This window comes from Kluyvera fluvialis, from assembly GCF_059725275.1.
On sequence record NZ_AP046142.1, the window covers coordinates 3039699 to 3057699 of the forward strand.

General features: G+C 52.6%; 13 protein-coding genes. 4 read left to right on the top strand and 9 right to left on the bottom strand.

The window, feature by feature from the left end:
* Nucleotides 1–46: 46 nt before the first annotated feature.
* The 6 genes from AC6I4B_RS14445 to putP all read right to left on the bottom strand — a co-directional run bounded on the left by AC6I4B_RS14445 (nt 47) and on the right by putP (nt 8900).
* Nucleotides 47–1450 carry a phosphoethanolamine transferase gene (locus AC6I4B_RS14445; RefSeq protein ID WP_497766049.1) on the bottom strand — a complete coding sequence of 468 codons (1404 nt, stop codon included), beginning with the start codon at nt 1448–1450 and terminating at the stop codon, nt 47–49.
* A 791-nt stretch (nt 1451–2241) separates the two neighbouring features.
* Nucleotides 2242–3030, bottom strand: coding sequence for a phosphate starvation-inducible protein PhoH (gene phoH, locus AC6I4B_RS14450; RefSeq protein ID WP_497766051.1), 789 nt, complete (start codon nt 3028–3030; stop codon nt 2242–2244).
* Between the two features lie 740 nt (nt 3031–3770).
* A complete protein-coding gene (gene efeB / locus AC6I4B_RS14455) occupies nt 3771–5033 on the bottom strand; it encodes an iron uptake transporter deferrochelatase/peroxidase subunit (protein WP_497766053.1) in 1263 nt (420 codons plus the stop codon).
* Between the two features lie 5 nt (nt 5034–5038).
* Nucleotides 5039–6166, bottom strand: coding sequence for an iron uptake system protein EfeO (efeO, locus tag AC6I4B_RS14460; RefSeq protein ID WP_497766055.1), 1128 nt, complete (start codon nt 6164–6166; stop codon nt 5039–5041).
* A 50-nt stretch (nt 6167–6216) separates the two neighbouring features.
* Nucleotides 6217–7050, bottom strand: coding sequence for an iron uptake transporter permease EfeU (gene efeU / locus AC6I4B_RS14465; RefSeq protein WP_497766056.1), 834 nt, complete (start codon nt 7048–7050; stop codon nt 6217–6219).
* Between the two features lie 341 nt (nt 7051–7391).
* Entirely contained in the window at nt 7392–8900 is a 1509-nt protein-coding gene (gene putP, locus AC6I4B_RS14470; protein ID WP_497766058.1) for a sodium/proline symporter PutP, read from the bottom strand.
* 409 nt (nt 8901–9309) lie between these two features.
* On the opposite strand from putP, the gene putA reads away from it, so the two are divergent.
* Complete coding sequence (gene putA, locus AC6I4B_RS14475; protein ID WP_497766059.1) at nt 9310–13272, top strand: trifunctional transcriptional regulator/proline dehydrogenase/L-glutamate gamma-semialdehyde dehydrogenase; 3963 nt, start codon at nt 9310–9312, stop codon at nt 13270–13272.
* Between the two features lie 462 nt (nt 13273–13734).
* Here the strand turns inward: putA and AC6I4B_RS14480 are convergent, their stop codons facing one another.
* Nucleotides 13735–15084, bottom strand: a complete 1350-nt coding sequence (locus tag AC6I4B_RS14480; protein WP_497766061.1) for an MATE family efflux transporter — start codon at nt 15082–15084, stop codon at nt 13735–13737.
* A gap of 191 nt (nt 15085–15275) precedes the next feature.
* Here AC6I4B_RS14480 and AC6I4B_RS14485 point away from each other — a divergent pair, with 191 nt between their 5' ends.
* A complete protein-coding gene (locus AC6I4B_RS14485) occupies nt 15276–15671 on the top strand; it encodes a lysozyme inhibitor LprI family protein (RefSeq protein WP_497766062.1) in 396 nt (131 codons plus the stop codon).
* Here the strand turns inward: AC6I4B_RS14485 and rutR are convergent.
* A complete protein-coding gene (gene rutR, locus AC6I4B_RS14490) occupies nt 15668–16306 on the bottom strand; it encodes an HTH-type transcriptional regulator RutR (protein WP_497766064.1) in 639 nt (212 codons plus the stop codon). The two genes, AC6I4B_RS14485 and rutR, sit on opposite strands and share 4 nt — an antisense overlap.
* A gap of 126 nt (nt 16307–16432) precedes the next feature.
* Nucleotides 16433–16609, bottom strand: a complete 177-nt coding sequence (locus AC6I4B_RS14495; RefSeq protein WP_035896676.1) for a con-10 family general stress protein — start codon at nt 16607–16609, stop codon at nt 16433–16435.
* 493 nt (nt 16610–17102) lie between these two features.
* On the opposite strand from AC6I4B_RS14495, the gene wrbA reads away from it, so the two are divergent.
* Entirely contained in the window at nt 17103–17708 is a 606-nt protein-coding gene (gene wrbA / locus AC6I4B_RS14500) for an NAD(P)H:quinone oxidoreductase (RefSeq protein WP_497766066.1), read from the top strand.
* 22 nt (nt 17709–17730) lie between these two features.
* Entirely contained in the window at nt 17731–17958 is a 228-nt protein-coding gene (locus AC6I4B_RS14505; RefSeq protein WP_497766067.1) for a YccJ family protein, read from the top strand.
* The last annotated feature ends 43 nt before the right edge of the window (nt 17959–18001 follow it).

Consider the following 18001-nt stretch of genomic DNA (forward strand, 5'->3'; position numbering starts at 1 on the left):
CCCACTCGCCCGTTGATATGTGCACACTACGCTTACAGTAAGACCATCATTTATAGATAACTTCCTGGGTTCCCAAGTCATTATACTTAACAAGATTAGAGCCATTAAATACTCGGGCTTCTGTGCTTTGTGGCGCATTAAAGTCAAACGTATTAATGCCTTTCGCTTTTACGCCAATGACCTCACTGAATATGGATAAAAAGTTATATGCACTTATCTGCTCTTCTTTAACGATTCTTTTTTTAACGTCAGAGTCAATGACGATCAACGGTACGGAGTAACACTCTTTAAAATCTTTGCAATGATGCGGAGAGCTATCCCCATCAACCGATAACCCGTGATCGGAAAAGTAAATCACAGAGTAATTTTTTCCTTTCGGCACAAGGTTGACTACATTTTTGATAAAGTCATCGGTCTTGCTTACCGTCGAGACATAACATGCCGTTTTCTTATCTGAAAATTTCTCTTTAAAGATATTTTCATACTTAAACAATCTATCGCATGGGTTGGGGTGAGATCCCATTACATGGACAAAAATAACTTTTTTAGCCTCATCCTGGGCTAACACCTGTTTTAATTTTGGTAACAATACATCATCATCCTGGTTCTCAGCAGAATAGTCACCTTTCTTGGTAAAAAAGGTACTTTTCGCATAAGAGGAGATAGCAGAAACTATCGTATCAAACTTGCTCACGAACCCCTGGTTCGACAGCCAATAGGTATTGTAGCCAGCTTTATTTGCTAAACTAACGACATTATTCTGAATTTTGGGTTTGCCATCGGTCTGCGATGCCAGGGACAAAGTACTAGGCAATGATTTCGCTGTCGAAGCTGCCGTCGATATATAATGGTTGAAAAAGTAGCCGTTTTGTTCATCTAACCAGGGTGTTGTTTTTAGCCCATAGCCAAATGTAGACATATAGTCCTTTCTTAAACTTTCACCAATTATAACTATTACCACATCTTTTTTAGCGTGATTATCCAGAATTTCCCATTGTTCATCTTTATTTGCCGTTAATTCTTTATAATGTGCCAGTTCTTTTTTTAAATCTGACACTGCGTTTACCGATTTAACAAGAACGCGCTTCGGCCATGAATTTAAATTCAGCGCAACAAAAATAATTAAAACAATGGCTGATACTTTCACCGAAGCTGCTTTATATCTGGTAATAAAGAAACAGTAGGTTAAAACCAACAACACGACTGACAGCAGTAAATGCCATACGCTTAATGAGCACAGATATTCAAAAGATTCTCTTTTATTTGTTTCAAGAATGGAGACGATAATGGACTGGTCGGGTTTCCCGTACACCAACCCCGTTGGCGCATATATTGCCGCAAAGACAGTAAACAGACAGCACACTATTGTTGTAGGTATAGATAAACGCCCAACAAATAATATAACAAACAGAAGAGCGGTATTAATGACGAAGTTTTTTTCGTCTAACATCCCCAACGAACATGACGATGCAACGCTAATCAAAAGTAACAATATTATTACTCGAACATCACATATTTTCTTTAACACTGTGCTTATCATCGGACTAATTACTGCCTTGTTAGTTATACTGAGCAATCATCGATACTATCAACGAAAGCGCCTTGCCGTTAAATTTGAGCATAGCGTATACATCCAATTGGAAAGTATTTAACACTCAACATGATGAATAGAAATTTCTAACCAATGACAAAATGGATATCGAATACAATATCCAACAATGGGAAATATACACCTTGATATTTATTCTATATTCTAAGTCTAAACGTTGTCAGGACATACCGAATGCGAGACATCTTACTCGACTATCCTTCATAAACAAGATTAAGATAAAACTCACATTGACAATTGCAAAATATTACCATTTAGCAATTAGTGCGGTCAACTGGAAACCGGAGGCTTATTAACCCTAAGCCCCAAAAATCGCTGACAGCGTCATATTAAGCTCGCTGGCTCTAGCACAGTGAACAACCTGAATCCGTTATGTCCTTAACAAGGTTGAATATTTAACGCTACGCTATTTTTGCAAAAATATTGCATCCCATTTTCAACTACTAAAATCCGTGGGGAATGGAGAATAAGATGAGTAATAATATGAGGATTAAAATCGCCCCATCACGTATGAATTGAAGGAAAGGCAAATATGACGTGGAGTGGATATCACGGGAAGCGGCAACGGTTGTATCTGCAACAGTCAGAAATAACAAAGCCCGGTTTCCCGGGCTTTGCAGACGTTATAACGCTTAATAGTAGGCTTTCAGCGTTCGCTGGCAGAGCGCCGAGCGTACGCAATCCTCTTTGGTGAAACGCACAATACCAATCATCTCATCCTCCTCAAAGCGAGCCAGCGCATCGCTGAGGCCAGACTGAACGCCGCGCGGTAAATCACACTGGGTGATATCCCCATTCACGATGACCGTGACGTTCTCCCCGAGGCGGGTCAAAAACATCTTCATTTGCGCCGCAGTCACATTCTGAGCCTCATCAAGAATGACCACTGCATTTTCAAATGTACGTCCGCGCATATAGGCGAACGGCGCGATCTCTACCTTACCAATTTCCGGGCGCAGGCAATATTGCATAAAGGAGGCCCCTAACCGTTTCACCAGCACGTCATAGACGGGGCGAAAATAGGGGGCGAATTTCTCCGAGATGTCGCCGGGCAGGAACCCCAAATCTTCATCCGCCTGAAGCACGGGGCGAGTGACGATGATTTTATCCACATCCTTATGTATCAGCGCCTCCGCAGCTTTCGCTGCACTGATCCAGGTTTTGCCGCAGCCCGCTTCGCCGGTGGCGAAAATTAGCTGCTTACTCTCGATAGCATTCAGGTAGTGGGCCTGAGCGTCATTGCGGGCCGCGATAGGCGAGGCGTCGCGGCTGTCGCGCGCCATACCAATCGCTTCCACGCCACTCATCTGCACAAGCGAGGTGACCGATTCTTCTTCACGTTGTTTATGACTGCGTGAATCCCGTCTCAGCACACGTTTTGCTTCGCGACGAGCTTTGATCACTGCTTTCTGTCTTCCCATGGATAGCACCTTGAGTTGTTGGTTTACATCACACGCGCTAATAACAGCGCGATTATGCGCACGAACGTCTGAGGTTTGGCTTCCTTGTAAGCCATAGCAACTGCCTGTCGAAATGACGTAACGGCACGGCTACGCGCACCGCGCATCACGTCGGTCATTACGAGTTGGATTCTGCAAGGGAGAAAAATTGGGGTGACGAAATCACTGCCAGAGAGCGGGCCTCCGCGCTGGATGGTGCGGGTTGTCATTGTGTTCAGTCCAGTCAAGGACGCTACCATTCGCGATCTCCATAGTGAAACGACATCACTGTCGGGAACCACCGCTCTATTTATTATTTACATCAAAAAACACAAAACATGCAACATGACATTTACATAAATATAACGATAGTCTTCTGAGATAGCATCTGACATGACAATGACAGTTTTATTTCAGAATGAGGCAAAACGAAAAAAAAGCGGATTTACGGTGATATTTTTAGACTGGACGCCCTGCCACACGCTGCCTGATGGCGCGAGTTTGTAGGCCGGATAAGGCAAAGCCGCCATCCGGCAACCGGCGGTACAACGCCTGATGGCGCTGCGCTTATCAGGCCTACGCAGGTTTGTAGGCCGGATAAGACAAAGCCGGCAACCGGCGGTACAACGCCTGATGGCGCTGCGCTTATCAGGCCTACACAGGTTTGTAGGCCGGATAAGGCGAAGCCGCCATCCGGCAAAACACCGCACAGCGCCTGACACTCAAGCGCCCAGCAGTGTCGCGCCCAAATAAGATGCTTCAGACGCCACGCCAGGCAGCACGAAGAAATAGCCGCCGCCGATCGGTTTGACGTACTCTTCCAGCGCTTCGCCATTAAGCCGTTTCTGTACGGTCAGGAAACCTTTTTCAAGGTCATGCTGATAGCAGACAAACAGCAGCCCCATGTCCAGTTGCCCGGAATTGGTGACACCCAGCGAATAACTGTAGCCCCGGCGCATCATCAAACTCGACTGAGTTTCCTGGGTGCGCGGGTTCGCCAGACGAATATGGCTGTCCAACGCAATCACCTCGCCGTTCGGGTCACGACTGTAATCCGGCACATCGTGCTCGTTTTTCATCCCCAGCGGCGCACCGCTGTGTTTATCGCGGCCAAAAATGGTCTGCTGCTCTTTAAGCGGTGTACGATCCCAAAACTCGACGTGGAACTGGATAATACGCACCGCCTGATACGATCCCCCTTTGGCCCAGGCCGGTTCGCCCTGCTCGCCAGTCACCCACACCACGTCATCCATCAGCAGTTTATTGCTACTGTCTGGGTTGGCCGTACCGTCTTTAAAGCCCAGCAAATTAACCGGCGTCTCTTTGCCTATACTGCGCGCGGCATGGTCAGAGATAAACCCTTCCCGCTTCCAGCGCACGCTGAGCAAGTCCGGCGTATGCTTGATAATATCGCGCAAGGCGTGGATAACCGTGTCCTGCGTATTGGCGCAAATCTGCAACAGCAGGTCGCCATGACACAGACTGGCATCCAGCGCATCGTTCAGGAAACGCGTCATCTTCTGGAGTTTTTTCGGCGCTTTATCCGCCAGCCCAAAACGGTTATCGAATAACGAATGCCCAACAGAAACCGTCATGGTCAGATTATCCGGCGCGATAAACGCCCCCAAAATCCCTGAGTCCATTGGCGGTAAACGTGGGTTTGGCGTATCCGGGGCCGGGCCGCCTTTGGTCAGAAACGCAATCCGCTGGGTCAGCAGACGGAACAAACGCTCAAGCTCGCTTTTATCGTCAGCCAGCACGTCAAACGCCACCAGCATCATGGCTGCCTGCTGCGGCGTCAGTACACCCGCTTGATGTGCGCCATAAAACAGCTGCGTTTCCATGCGCCCGTTAGCCGCCGGAGCGTCGCTGGGCTTTGCCGCGTGCGCCACCGGACAACCGCCGGAAATCGCCAGCGCGCCGATCCCTTTTAATAAACGACGACGTGACGGTTCGTTCGGATCGTCAGATTGTTGCTTTGCCATCGTACTTAGTCCAGTCCCAGGATCCCACGCAGTTGCGCCAGATCTTCCGCTAAGGTGGTGATCGGCCCTTTCAGCGCATTACGGTCAGCATTGGTCAGTTTGTCGTAAGTCTCGAAACCGTCTTTGGTACGGTATTTCGCCAGAATGGCATCCACTTTCTTGAAGTTGCCATCCACTTTCGCCAGCAGCGCGCTGTTCTCTTTTTGCAGTTGAGGGCGCAGCAGGTTGACAATTTTTTGCGCACCGTCGATGTTCGCCTGGAAGTCCCACAGGTCAGTGTGGCTGTAACGGTCTTCTTCACCGCTGATTTTGCTCGCCGCGACTTCTTCAATCAGGCCCGCTGCGCCACCAACAACTTTTGACGGTGGGAAAGCCAGCTCGTTAATGCGTTTTTGTAGCTCCAGCACATCGCTGTTCAGTTGCTCGGCATAGTGTTCCATGCCTTTGGTGCTGTTATCGCCAAACAGCGCTTTTTCCAGGCGGTGGAAACCGGTGAATTTCGGGTCAGCGGCTTTCTGCTCATAGTCGTCTTCACGGGCATCAATGCTGCCGTCGAGGTCAGAGAACAGCTCGGCAATCGGTTCAATGCGCTCGTAGTGCTGGCGCGTTGGCGCATACAGGGATTTCGCTTTTTCAAGATCCCCGGCTTTCACGGCATCAGTAAAGGCTTTCGTGCCTTTTACCAGAGAGGCGGTTTCAGCAGTGACATACGCTTTATAGGCGGTAATTGCACCACCGAGATCCAACAGCGCATTCGCTTTAGCGGCATCGGCGGTCGCTTCACCTTTAACAATCAGCTTGCCTTTCGGGTTAGTCAGCAGGCCGCAGGTCATATCGTATTCGCCCGGCTGGAGGTTGGCGGTCATTTTCTGCGTGAAGCCCGGCGCGATGTTTTCGCGTTCTTCAACCACCATCACCCCTTTCAGGATTTCCCACTCCAGCGCCTTTTGGCTGTGGTTCTGGATGATAAACTGTGTTTTACCGGCGTTCACGGTGATGGACATCGGTTCGCACTGTTTGTCATTTACCGTCACTTTAACCTGCGGAATATCCGCAGCCTGTGCCATAAACGCGGTAGAGAAGAGCGCGGCAATCCCCGTCTGCAACGCGTTGCGGCGGAAGTTCTTGGTCATAGTCCATCCCTTTCAATAAGTATGTTGTAACTAACTAACCGTTATCTGCCTTAAGGGGCGATACGTGATGTTGACGTGCTTGCACGCGGCGGCCAGAAGAACAGCGCCAGTGCGGGAATCAGATACAGGAAATAGACCGCCACTTCACTGACGCTTGGCGCTTCCTGGTAGCCAAAGATGCCTTCCAGCAGCGTGCCGAAAAGCGAGTGGGTGGTCAGGGTTCCACTGAGATCGAACGCCACATCCTGGAAGGCATTCCACAGCCCGGCCTCGTGGAAGGCGCGAATCGCCCCTGCCGCCAGCCCTGCCGCCACCAGCAGAATAAACAGGCTCGTCCAGCGGAAAAAGACCCCGAGGTTAAGGCGAATGCCGCCCCAGTAAAGCAGAAAGCCCAGCACAATTGCCGTCGCCAGCCCTAATATGGCTCCCAACGGAGGCCAAATACCGAGATCTTGTTGGAAGGCCGCCAGCAGGAAGAATACCGACTCCAGCCCTTCACGCGCCACGGCGAAAAAGACCATCATAATCAGCGCCCAGCCGTGGTTGTTGCCCTTTTGCAGCGCGTTATCCACCGCCTGTTCCAACTGCTGTTTGACGTTGCGCGACACTTTGCGCATCCAAAATACCATCCACGTCAGGATGACGACCGCCACCACAGCCACCAGCCCTTCAAACAGCTCCTGCTCTTTTTGCGGGAACTCGCCAGTGGTTTCATTAATAAAGATGCCCAGCCCCAAGCACAGCGCGGCGGCTAAAATCACGCCAATCCACATGACGCCAATCCAGCGTCCACGCTGGGTACGTTTGAGATAACTGGCAATCAGACTGACAATCAGCGCAGCTTCCAGCCCTTCACGTAACATGATGAGAAAAGGAACAAACATGCAGACACCCTTAAATGTGAAACGCCGTCAACTTTTGCAAAGACAGGTAAATGTGAGTGATAGTGATTATCATTAAGCAAATAAGAAACACAAGCAAAATGTATGGGAAATAATGACGAGATGTAAACGGATAGCAAAAATATGGTTATGTTAAGTTTGGGCACGGGCAGCGTGGGAAAACCGCCGTCTACACGGAGTACCTAAGAGTGTTGAGCGCGGTCCTGGGGCAAAATGGCAAATAGAATTGCCTGATGGGATAGGCTCTGATTATCAGTAGCACGCTAAGCCCGCAAACAGTAAAAAGCCCGCACGAGGCGGGCCAGATATGAGTCGGTAATGTCTTACTCTTCCTGCAAGCGGGACGGCGGCGCAGAGTGATAATGCGCATCCGCTTTGGCGAAACGCTCTTGCATCGTCGCCGACGGCGCTTTGTCGAACAGGCTGAACAGCACAATCCCCACGCTGCCAAAGATAAAGCCCGGGATAATTTCATACAGCCCCAGCCAAGCGAACTGTTTCCAGACAATAACCGTCACGGCTCCGATAACCATCCCCGCCAGCGCGCCGTTGCGAGTCATGCGTGACCACATAACCGAGAACAGCACCACTGGGCCAAACGCCGCACCAAAGCCAGCCCAGGCATAGCTCACCAGCCCCAGCACCCGGTTTTCTGGGTTTGCCGCCAGCGCAATCGCCACTAGCGCTACCACCAGCACCATAAAGCGCCCTACCCATACCAGCTCTTTTTGGCTGGCATTTTTACGCAGAAACGCTTTGTACAAGTCTTCGGTTATCGCACTGGAGCACACCAGCAACTGGCAGCTCAGGGTTGACATCACCGCCGCCAGAATCGCCGACAGCAGGATACCGGCAATCCACGGGTTAAACAGGATTTGCGCCAGTTCAATAAACACACGCTCAGCGTTCTGGCTTACCGGCCCCGCCACCGCAGGGTTATTCTGGAAGTAGGCAATACCGAAGAAGCCAACGGCCACCGCCCCCGCCAGACACAGGATCATCCAGGTCATGCTGATACGGCGTGCGTGGACAATGCTGTGGTGCGAGTCGGCAGCCATAAAGCGCGCCAAAATATGCGGCTGGCCAAAGTAACCCAGCCCCCAGCCCATCAGCGAGACAATGGCGACAAAATTCAGCCCCTTAAGCATGTCGATGTTTTCAATGCTTTTTTGCTTGATAACTTCCAGCGAGTCGCCCATACCGCCGACGGCGAAAATCACCATCACCGGCGTCAGGATCAGCGCAAAAATCATCAGGCTGGCCTGCACGGTATCCGTCCAGCTCACCGCCAGGAAGCCACCAATAAAGGTATACAGAATGGTCGCCGCCGCACCGGCCCACAGCGCGGTTTCATAGCTCATACCGAACGTGCTTTCGAACAGGCGCGCACCGGCAACAATCCCGGAGGCACAATAAATCGTGAAGAACAACAGAATAACCAGCGCCGAAATAATTCGCAGCACACGGCTGGTATCTTCAAAACGGCCGGTGAAATAATCCGGCAGCGTTAAGGCGTTATTATTGGCTTCGGTGTGCACACGTAAACGCCCCGCCACCAGTTTCCAGTTAATCCACGCGCCAACGGTCAGGCCGATGGCAATCCAGCTTTCGGAAATACCGGCGATAAAAATCGCCCCCGGCAGGCCCATCAGCAGCCAGCCGCTCATATCAGACGCCCCGGCAGACAGCGCGGTAACAAATGGCCCGAGGCTGCGCCCACCCAAAATATAATCGTCAAAGTTTTTCGTATTACGCCAGGCAAAAAAGCCAATGAGGATCATGCCAAAAATATAGATAACAAAGGTCACCAACATCGGTGTGCTAATAGTCATTACAGTCTCCAGAATTATTTGTCGGCAATATCCAAATTTGCCGTTTATATCATTGCCGGAACGGGGCAATAATTTGGGGCGACCGTATCCTGACGGAAGCAGAAAATTTTCACAAATGATTTAACACTGCATTTACATTGAATGCACCCCCATCGCGCCAGCATTTTCCCATAGGTTGCACTCCCTCACGCTTTTTACGGTTGCACCCATAATAATTGTTAAGTAGCGCATAAAATAAGGCGTCATTACGGCTTACCGGCTCCGTTAACCATAAGGTTTTAGCATTAACAAGTGACTCATTTTTCAGGCTGCAACGCATGTCACATTTAACACGGTTGCACAAAGTTGCAACATGATGGATATTCCTGTTAAGCAAAAAATATGACAACGAGCAACAGGAGTAGATGGCATGGGCACCACCACTATGGGGGTTAAGCTGGATGACGCAACCCGTGAGCGCATTAAAAGTGCGGCGACACGAATCGACCGAACCCCTCACTGGCTCATAAAGCAGGCAATTTTTAACTATCTGGAAAAGCTGGAGAACGATGAAGTTCTGCCGGAACTCCCTGCCATGCTTGCTGGCGCGGCTAACGAAAGCGACGAAGTTGCACAGGTTGTAGAAGAAAGCCATCAGCCGTTCCTCGAATTTGCCGAACAGATCCTGCCGCAATCGGTCAGCCGTGCGGCAATCACCGCCGCCTGGCGTCGTAGCGAAACTGACGCCGTGCCGATGCTGCTGGAGCAGGCTCGCCTGCCGCAGCCGATTGCCGAGCAAGCGCATCAGTTGGCCTGGAAGCTGGCAGAAAAGCTACGCAACCAGAAAACCGCCAGCGGCCGCGCGGGCATGGTGCAAAGCCTGCTGCAAGAGTTCTCTCTCTCTTCGCAGGAAGGCGTGGCGCTGATGTGCCTTGCCGAGGCGCTGCTGCGTATTCCTGATAAAGCCACGCGCGATGCGTTAATCCGCGACAAAATCAGCAACGGTAACTGGCAGTCGCACATTGGCCGCAGCCCGTCGCTGTTCGTCAACGCCGCTACCTGGGGGCTGCTGTTTACCGGCAAACTGGTTTCGACCCACAATGAAACCAGTCTGTCACGCTCGCTGAACCGCATTATCGGTAAGAGCGGCGAACCGCTGGTGCGCAAAGGTGTCGATATGGCGATGCGCCTGATGGGCGAGCAGTTCGTGACCGGTGAAACGATCTCAGAAGCGCTGGCGAATGCCCGTAAGCTCGAAGAAAAAGGCTTCCGCTACTCTTACGATATGCTCGGCGAAGCGGCGCTGACCGCCGCCGACGCCCAGGCCTATATGGTTTCTTACCAACAGGCCATTCACGCCATTGGTAAGGCTTCCAACGGTCGCGGCATTTATGAAGGGCCGGGGATTTCCATCAAGCTCTCCGCCCTGCACCCGCGCTACAGTCGGGCGCAGTATGACCGCGTGATGGACGAACTGTACCCGCGTTTGAAATCTCTCACCTTGCTGGCACGCCAATACGACATCGGCATTAATATCGATGCTGAAGAGGCCGATCGCCTGGAGATCTCCCTCGATCTGCTGGAAAAACTGTGCTTTGAGCCAGAACTGGCAGGCTGGAACGGGATTGGCTTTGTGATTCAGGCCTACCAAAAGCGCTGCCCGTTCGTTATTGATTACCTGATTGATCTTGCCACCCGCAGCCGTCGTCGCCTGATGATTCGTCTGGTGAAAGGCGCGTATTGGGATAGCGAAATCAAACGCGCGCAAATGGACGGCCTTGAAGGCTATCCGGTTTATACCCGCAAGGTTTACACCGACGTTTCTTATCTGGCCTGCGCTAAAAAGCTGCTTGGCGTTCCGAGCCTGATTTACCCGCAGTTTGCGACCCACAACGCCCATACGCTGGCGGCCATTTATCAGCTTGCTGGGCAGAACTATTACCCTGGTCAATATGAATTCCAGTGCCTGCACGGCATGGGCGAGCCGCTGTATGAACAAGTGGTCGGTAAAGTGGCTGACGGCAAGCTGAACCGTCCGTGCCGCATTTATGCGCCAGTAGGTACGCATGAAACGCTGCTTGCCTATCTGGTACGCCGCCTGCTGGAAAACGGCGCCAACACCTCGTTCGTTAACCGTATCGCAGACAATAGCCTGCCGCTGGACGAACTGGTTGCCGACCCAGTGATGGCTGTTGAGAAAATGGCGCTGCAAGAAGGTGCTTCCGGCCTGCCGCACCCAAAAATTCCGCTGCCGCGTGAGCTGTATGGCAAAGGGCGCATTAACTCTGCGGGGCTGGATCTGGCGAATGAACATCGCCTGGCTTCGCTCTCCTCGTCGCTGCTCAACAGCGCGTTGCAGAAATGGTCTGCTAAGCCGATGCTCGAAAACCCTGTCGCCGACGGCAATATGACACCTGTCATTAACCCGGCAGAACCCAAAGATATCGTGGGCTACGTTCGTGAGGCCACCGCAAACGAAGTGGAGCAAGCGCTGGACAGCGCGGTAAATAACGCGCCTATCTGGTTTGCAACCCCGCCGCAAGAACGTGCGGCGATTCTCGAACGCGCAGCCGTATTAATGGAAGACCAGATGCAGCCGTTGATGGGCATTCTGGTGCGAGAAGCTGGAAAAACCTTCAGCAACGCGATTGCCGAAGTGCGCGAAGCGGTCGATTTCCTGCATTACTACGCCGGACAGGTGCGTGACGATTTCGATAACGAGACTCACCGCCCATTAGGCCCTGTGGTGTGTATCAGCCCGTGGAACTTCCCGCTGGCTATCTTTATGGGGCAGATTGCTGCCGCACTGGCCGCCGGTAACAGCGTGCTCGCCAAACCTGCCGAGCAAACGCCACTTATCGCCGCTCAAGGCGTTGCGCTGCTGCTGGAAGCTGGCGTACCGGCGGGCGTGGTGCAACTGCTGCCAGGCCGTGGTGAAACCGTGGGCGCACAGTTGACTGCCGACGCGCGCGTTCGTGGTGTGATGTTCACTGGCTCCACCGATGTTGCCACCCTGCTGCAACGCAACATTGCGACCCGTCTGGACTCACAAGGCCGCCCAACGCCGCTGATTGCCGAAACCGGCGGCATGAACGCGATGATTGTTGACTCCTCTGCACTAACTGAGCAAGTGGTGGTGGACGTTGTCGCCTCGGCCTTCGACAGCGCCGGGCAACGCTGTTCCGCGCTGCGCGTGTTGTGTTTACAGGACGATATTGCCGACCACACCCTCACCATGCTGCGCGGTGCGATGGCTGAATGCCGGATGGGTAACCCTGGCCGCCTGACTACCGATATTGGTCCGGTTATCGATGCCGAAGCCAAAGCGGGCATTGAAAGCCACATTCAGGCGATGCGCGCCAAAGGCCGCAACGTATTCCAGGCCGCGCGTGAAAACGCCGAAGACAGCCGCGAATGGCAGAGCGGAACCTTTATCCCGCCAACGCTTATCGAGCTGGAAAGTTTCGATGAACTGAAAAAAGAGGTCTTCGGCCCCGTTCTGCACGTGGTGCGCTACAGCCGTAGTCAGCTTGACGCACTCATCAGCCAGATTAATGCCTCCGGCTACGGCTTAACCCTCGGCGTGCATACCCGTATTGACGAAACCATCGCTCAGGTGACCGGTAGCGCCAAAGTGGGCAACCTGTACGTGAACCGTAATATGGTGGGCGCGGTGGTTGGCGTACAGCCGTTCGGCGGCGAAGGGCTGTCGGGGACTGGCCCGAAAGCCGGTGGCCCGATGTATCTTTACCGCCTGCTGGCAAGCCGCCCGGAAACGGCGCTGGCAACCACCTTAGCGCGTCAGGATGCCGGCCAGGTGGTCGATACCCAGCTAAAAACGCTGCTCGAAAAACCGCTAACCGAGCTGCAAAGCTGGCTGGCGGATCGCCCAGAGTTGCTGGCGCTGAGCAAGCAATATGGCGAGCTGGCGCAGGCAGGAACCCAGCGCGTACTGCCAGGGCCAACCGGTGAGCGTAACACCTGGACGCTCGTGCCGCGCGAGCGTGTGCTGTGCGTTGCCGACAATGAAACCGACCTGCTGACGCAATTAGCCGCCGTGATGGCGGTGGGCAGCGAAGTGCTGTGGCCGGACGCCCCGCTACAGCGTGAGCTGGCGAAGTCATTGCCGAAAGCGGTAAGTGAACGCGTGCATTTTGCCCGACAGGATGTACTGATGAACGCGTTCTTTGATGCGGTTATCTACCATGGTGATTCCGACCAACTGCGCGAACTGTGCGAGCAAGTGGCGGCGCGCGACGGGGCGATTGTTTCAGTGCAAGGCTTTGCGCGTGGGGAAACCAACCTACTGCTTGAGCGCCTGTATCATGAACGTTCGCTCAGCGTGAACACCGCCGCCGCAGGCGGTAACGCCAGCCTGATGACTATCGGCTAATCCCTCAAAACCCGGCAAACGCCGTAATGCTTGTCGGTTAAGAGGAGTTCTGCTTTTAGTATCGCCGTCTACATCAGTGCGGTCTTTGAATGAACAGCCACAACCAGAGTTACTGAAACCGATGAGTCCCCGATGGAAATCGGCGAGCCGGAGAAAGGAAGACAAGGTCAGACCGCCAGGGATGGCGGGCTGAGGCGAACCGAGACAGGAAGTCGAGTTTCGCCGTGCCGCAGGCTGGAGTTCGCAGGTGAGCGTAGTGCGAAGCACCGATTTCCCTGCGGGGCCGCAGGGATTGTCAAGGGGGACTCGGCAGTCCCCCTTGACCCGTTCACAGGTACAGCGGCTTCATGTTCTACAAAACATCAGGTGAACGGAATGTGGCGCTTAACTGACAAACATTAGGCAACCGCCGGTTTTTTTATCGGCGGCATTCGGCGCGTTTTAGCGCCCCTTGATCTAACTTTAAAACAGCGCTTTCGTCGTCCAGATTCGGCTTTGCCAGCGGCGATACATCAGCAGTGCGCGCAGCCCTTCATCAATGATATACGCCAGCCACACGCCAACCAGCCCAAGCCCGATATAAACGCCCAGCAGATAAGAAAACGGCAGGCTGACTATCCACATCACAATAATACCGCAGATAAACGGGAACCGGACATCACCAGTCGCGTTCAGACTGCTGATCACAATGATGTTGGTCGTGCGCCCCAGCTCTAACAAAATAGAGAACAAAAACAGCCGTTTGGTCAGCGCAATAATCTCACGGTTGGTGGTAAACATCTGCATGATAGGCTCGGCACACAGATAGATAATAATGCTGACCGAGAGCGCAACCACCATCCCAAGCCGCCAGCTTTTAATCCCCTGCTGATACGCTTTATCAATTTCTCGCGCGCCAGTAGCGCGACCAATAATAATCTGCGACGCCTGACCAATAGACATGGCAAATAACGCCACAAACTGGCTGATGGTCGAGGCGTACACTTTGGTGGTGAGCGCCTCCGTCCCCAGGAGGGCAATAATGGCGGTAACCACCAACTGCGACCCGGCGTAGGAGAGGTTCTCCCCCGCCGACGGCAGGCCGTAACGCAAAATCGAGGCCAACATTTTGCGCGAGCACTGTTGCAACTTCTGCCAGCGGAACACATAGCCGATGTATTTTTTCAGCATCCATAACGACATCAGCATCCCCACCACGTTTGCGATACAGGTCGCAATGCCGACGCCTGTAACCCCAAGCCCCAAAAAGCTCAGTTTTCCGTAGAGAAAGAGATAGTTAAGCATCACGTTAACCAGGCCTACGGTGATGGGTACAACCATGGCCTGGCGAACATAGCCGTGAGTGCGCAGAATGGGCAGAATAGATGAATAGATAGCGATAATGACGGAAATACCGCCAATAATACGGATAAAGGGTGAACCGACGGCGACCAGTGTTTCACTCAGCCCCAGCAGCCGTAGAAAGGTATCGCCAAACAGCACGAAAACCAGACTCATGCCGATACCTATCAAAAAGGAGACCACCAGCCCATTGGTAATCACCCGTTCGACACGCTTAAAACGTTGTGCGCCAATCAATTGCGCCACCACAATTTGCACGCCGACGGTGAGAAAACCGTAGAAAATCACGGTAATCGCCAGTATCTGGTTCGCCACACCGGTGGCGGCGACGGCTTCATCGGAGTAATGCCCCAGCATAAAGACGCTGACATAGCTCATCATCAGCCGCAGCAACTGCTCCACAAATATGGGCCACGCCAGAGTATATAGCCCCAACCGCACCTGGTTTTCCGCGCCGGATATCACAGCCACACTCCCGTGTCTTACCCAAATTCCGTTATTAAGCGGGGATCATCAACCATCCGTGAGCAGCCCGTCTATCACATCAGCAGGCTGCCTTAAATATTCAGAATAACGGATGCTGGTTGGATGAGATTTTTGGGTAAAATCGTGTTATATCCTGAGCCTACACGTGCTGTAGAAACACCTTTGGGGAATTGACGATGAAACAGGTATTACCGGCCCTTGCCCTGTTATTGGCAAGCGGTTACGCGCTGGCAGACGAGTGTGCTAACGCCAGCACTCAGACCGACCTTAACGCTTGCACAGCCGCGCAATATCAAGCGGCGGATAAGCAGCTCAATAAAACCTGGCAAGATGTGCTGAAACGGGCGCAACCGGCCCAGCGCGAGCTACTGAAAAAAGCGCAAACGGCCTGGATTACCCTGCGCGATGCCGATTGTGCGTTTATCAGCTCCGGCAGCGAAGGCGGCAGCGTACAGCCGATGGTGACCTATCAGTGCATGACCGATAAAACCGTCGAGCGCGAGGCATATCTTTCTTCACTGCTGCAATGTGAGGAGGGCGACCTGAGTTGCCCTCTGCCGCCCGGCAATTAACGAACGCGAATACCGTCGATAATGATCCGTTGGACGTTTTCGACGGTTTGCTGGAAGAAATCGGCGTCACGCAATGTTTTACCGGTAACGGCCTCTACCTGAGTGGCAAAATCCGCGTAATGCTGCGTGGTGGCCCAAATCATAAAAATCAGATGGTGCGGGTCAATCGGCGCGAGCTTGCCGCTCTCTACCCACGCAGCGATGATTGCCGATTTATCCGCCACCAGGGTTTTTAAATCGCCCGTCAGTTCATTCATCACCAACGGCGCACCTTGCAGCATCTCCAGACAAAACAGCTTTGAGGCCTGTGGATAGTCGCGAGACACCTCCAGCTTGAGGCGGATATACTCTTTGATGGCGACCAGCGGCGCTAAATCTTCACGAAACGCCTTCAGGGGAGCCAGCCAGATATCAAGGATCTGCTGCATCACAGCGACATACAGCGCCTCTTTCGACGGGAAGTAGTACAACAGATTGGTTTTCGATACCCCAGCCTGTTCTGCCACCTGCTCAAGGCGGGTTCCGTGGATCCCATATTGTGAAAAGGTATTCAGCGCGGCGGTGAGAATGGCCTGTTTTTTGGCGCTAACCGCCTGCGAACGTTTGCCACCCTTCTTTACTGCATCCTGAGCCATGCGCCCATCTCCTTGTTATTTACGGCATCAATGACTATTTTGCGGGGTGCGGCGACGGGGTTCAACCGGAAAAAAGAAACCGCCGGAAATCCGGCGGCTGAGGAAAAGCAGACTTGTCATCGGCGGCTAGCTGCCACGATGACTGCCATGACTGTTTTTCCCTCCTTTTTTGCCCGCCTCGGAGGCGCGCTGAGGATCGTTTTTGAAGTTGCCGCCGCTATGCTGGCCCCCCTTCCGACCCGCTTCTGATGCTCTTTCCCGGTCTTCTGCAAAATTACCTGAACCGCCACGATGGTTTGCCATTACTGACCTCCAGTTGAGACAACGAGATAGTGCATGACGTAAACGAAAAGCGTCATCACCCGCTCGGTGGAACGGGTAGTCATAAGCGTAGTTGTCGCAGCGGCAGCACGGTGGAAACCGTCATATTTTGTCATATCTGCGGGCTGATTTTGCTCTAAGGCAGCCAGCCTTCAACCTAATTAGCTCTTATGGCGACAGAAAATCAGCGGCAAAAAAATGTGTCATTGTGCGACAGTCACGCCAGGCCATGTTAAGACGTCCGAATCAGACTTGCCGCTCGTACAGGGTAAAAACAATTCATAATAGTGACTAATTTAACGGTGAATACTTTCACTCAAAATATCGCACACCTTCGCTTAAAAACCATTCAAACGGTAGGTTATCGCCTAAAAATCGGCTTTTTATCGCCGCTTATGCCCTGCGCATCGCGCATTACGGACTATGCTTAACAAAGCTCGTTACGTAACCGACGATTTGACACAGGAGAGTTAAGATGAGTGGAAATGCAAGTGTTCTGGTGCTCTATTATTCGATGTATGGACACATTGAAACGATGGCGAAAGCCGTTGCCGAAGGCGCAAACAAAGTTGACGGCGTCGATGTTGTCATCAAACGCGTACCAGAAACCATGCACGCTGAGGCGTTTGCCAAAGCAGGCGGTAAAACACAGGCCGTTCCCGTCGCCACCCCGCAAGAGCTGGCGAATTACGACGCGATTATCTTCGGTACACCTACCCGCTTTGGCAATATGTCCGGACAAATGCGTACCTTCCTCGACCAAACCGGTGGCCTGTGGGCGTCCGGCGCACTGTACGGCAAATTAGCCAGCGTGTTCAGCTCAACCGGTACTGGCGGCGGCCAGGAACAGACCATCACCTCAACCTGGACGACACTGGCTCATCACGGCATGGTTATTGTGCCCATTGGCTACGCCGCCCAGGAACTGTTTGATATCTCGCAGGTTCGTGGCGGTACGCCATACGGCGCCACCACCATTGCCGGTGCTGACGGTTCCCGCCAGCCTAGCGAAGAAGAGTTAGCTATCGCGCGCTACCAGGGCGAATATGTCGCAGGTCTGGCCGCCAAATTAAAAGGTTAATACCATTTAAGGGAGACAAGATATGCCCACACAAGAAGGCAAAGCACATCATATCGGGGAATGGGCGAGCTTGCGTAACACCTCGCCTGAAATTGCAGAAGCGATTTTCGAACTGGCAAAATATGATGAGAAACTCGCCGAAAAAATCTGGGAAGAAGGTAGCGATGCCGCCCTCGAACTGGCCTTCAGTAAAACAGATAAAGATTCTCTTTTCTGGGGCGAGCAAACTATCGAACGTAAAAACGTCTGATTAGGCACGTTGGCTGGGCGATGTCCTATTGCCCAGCCAGATA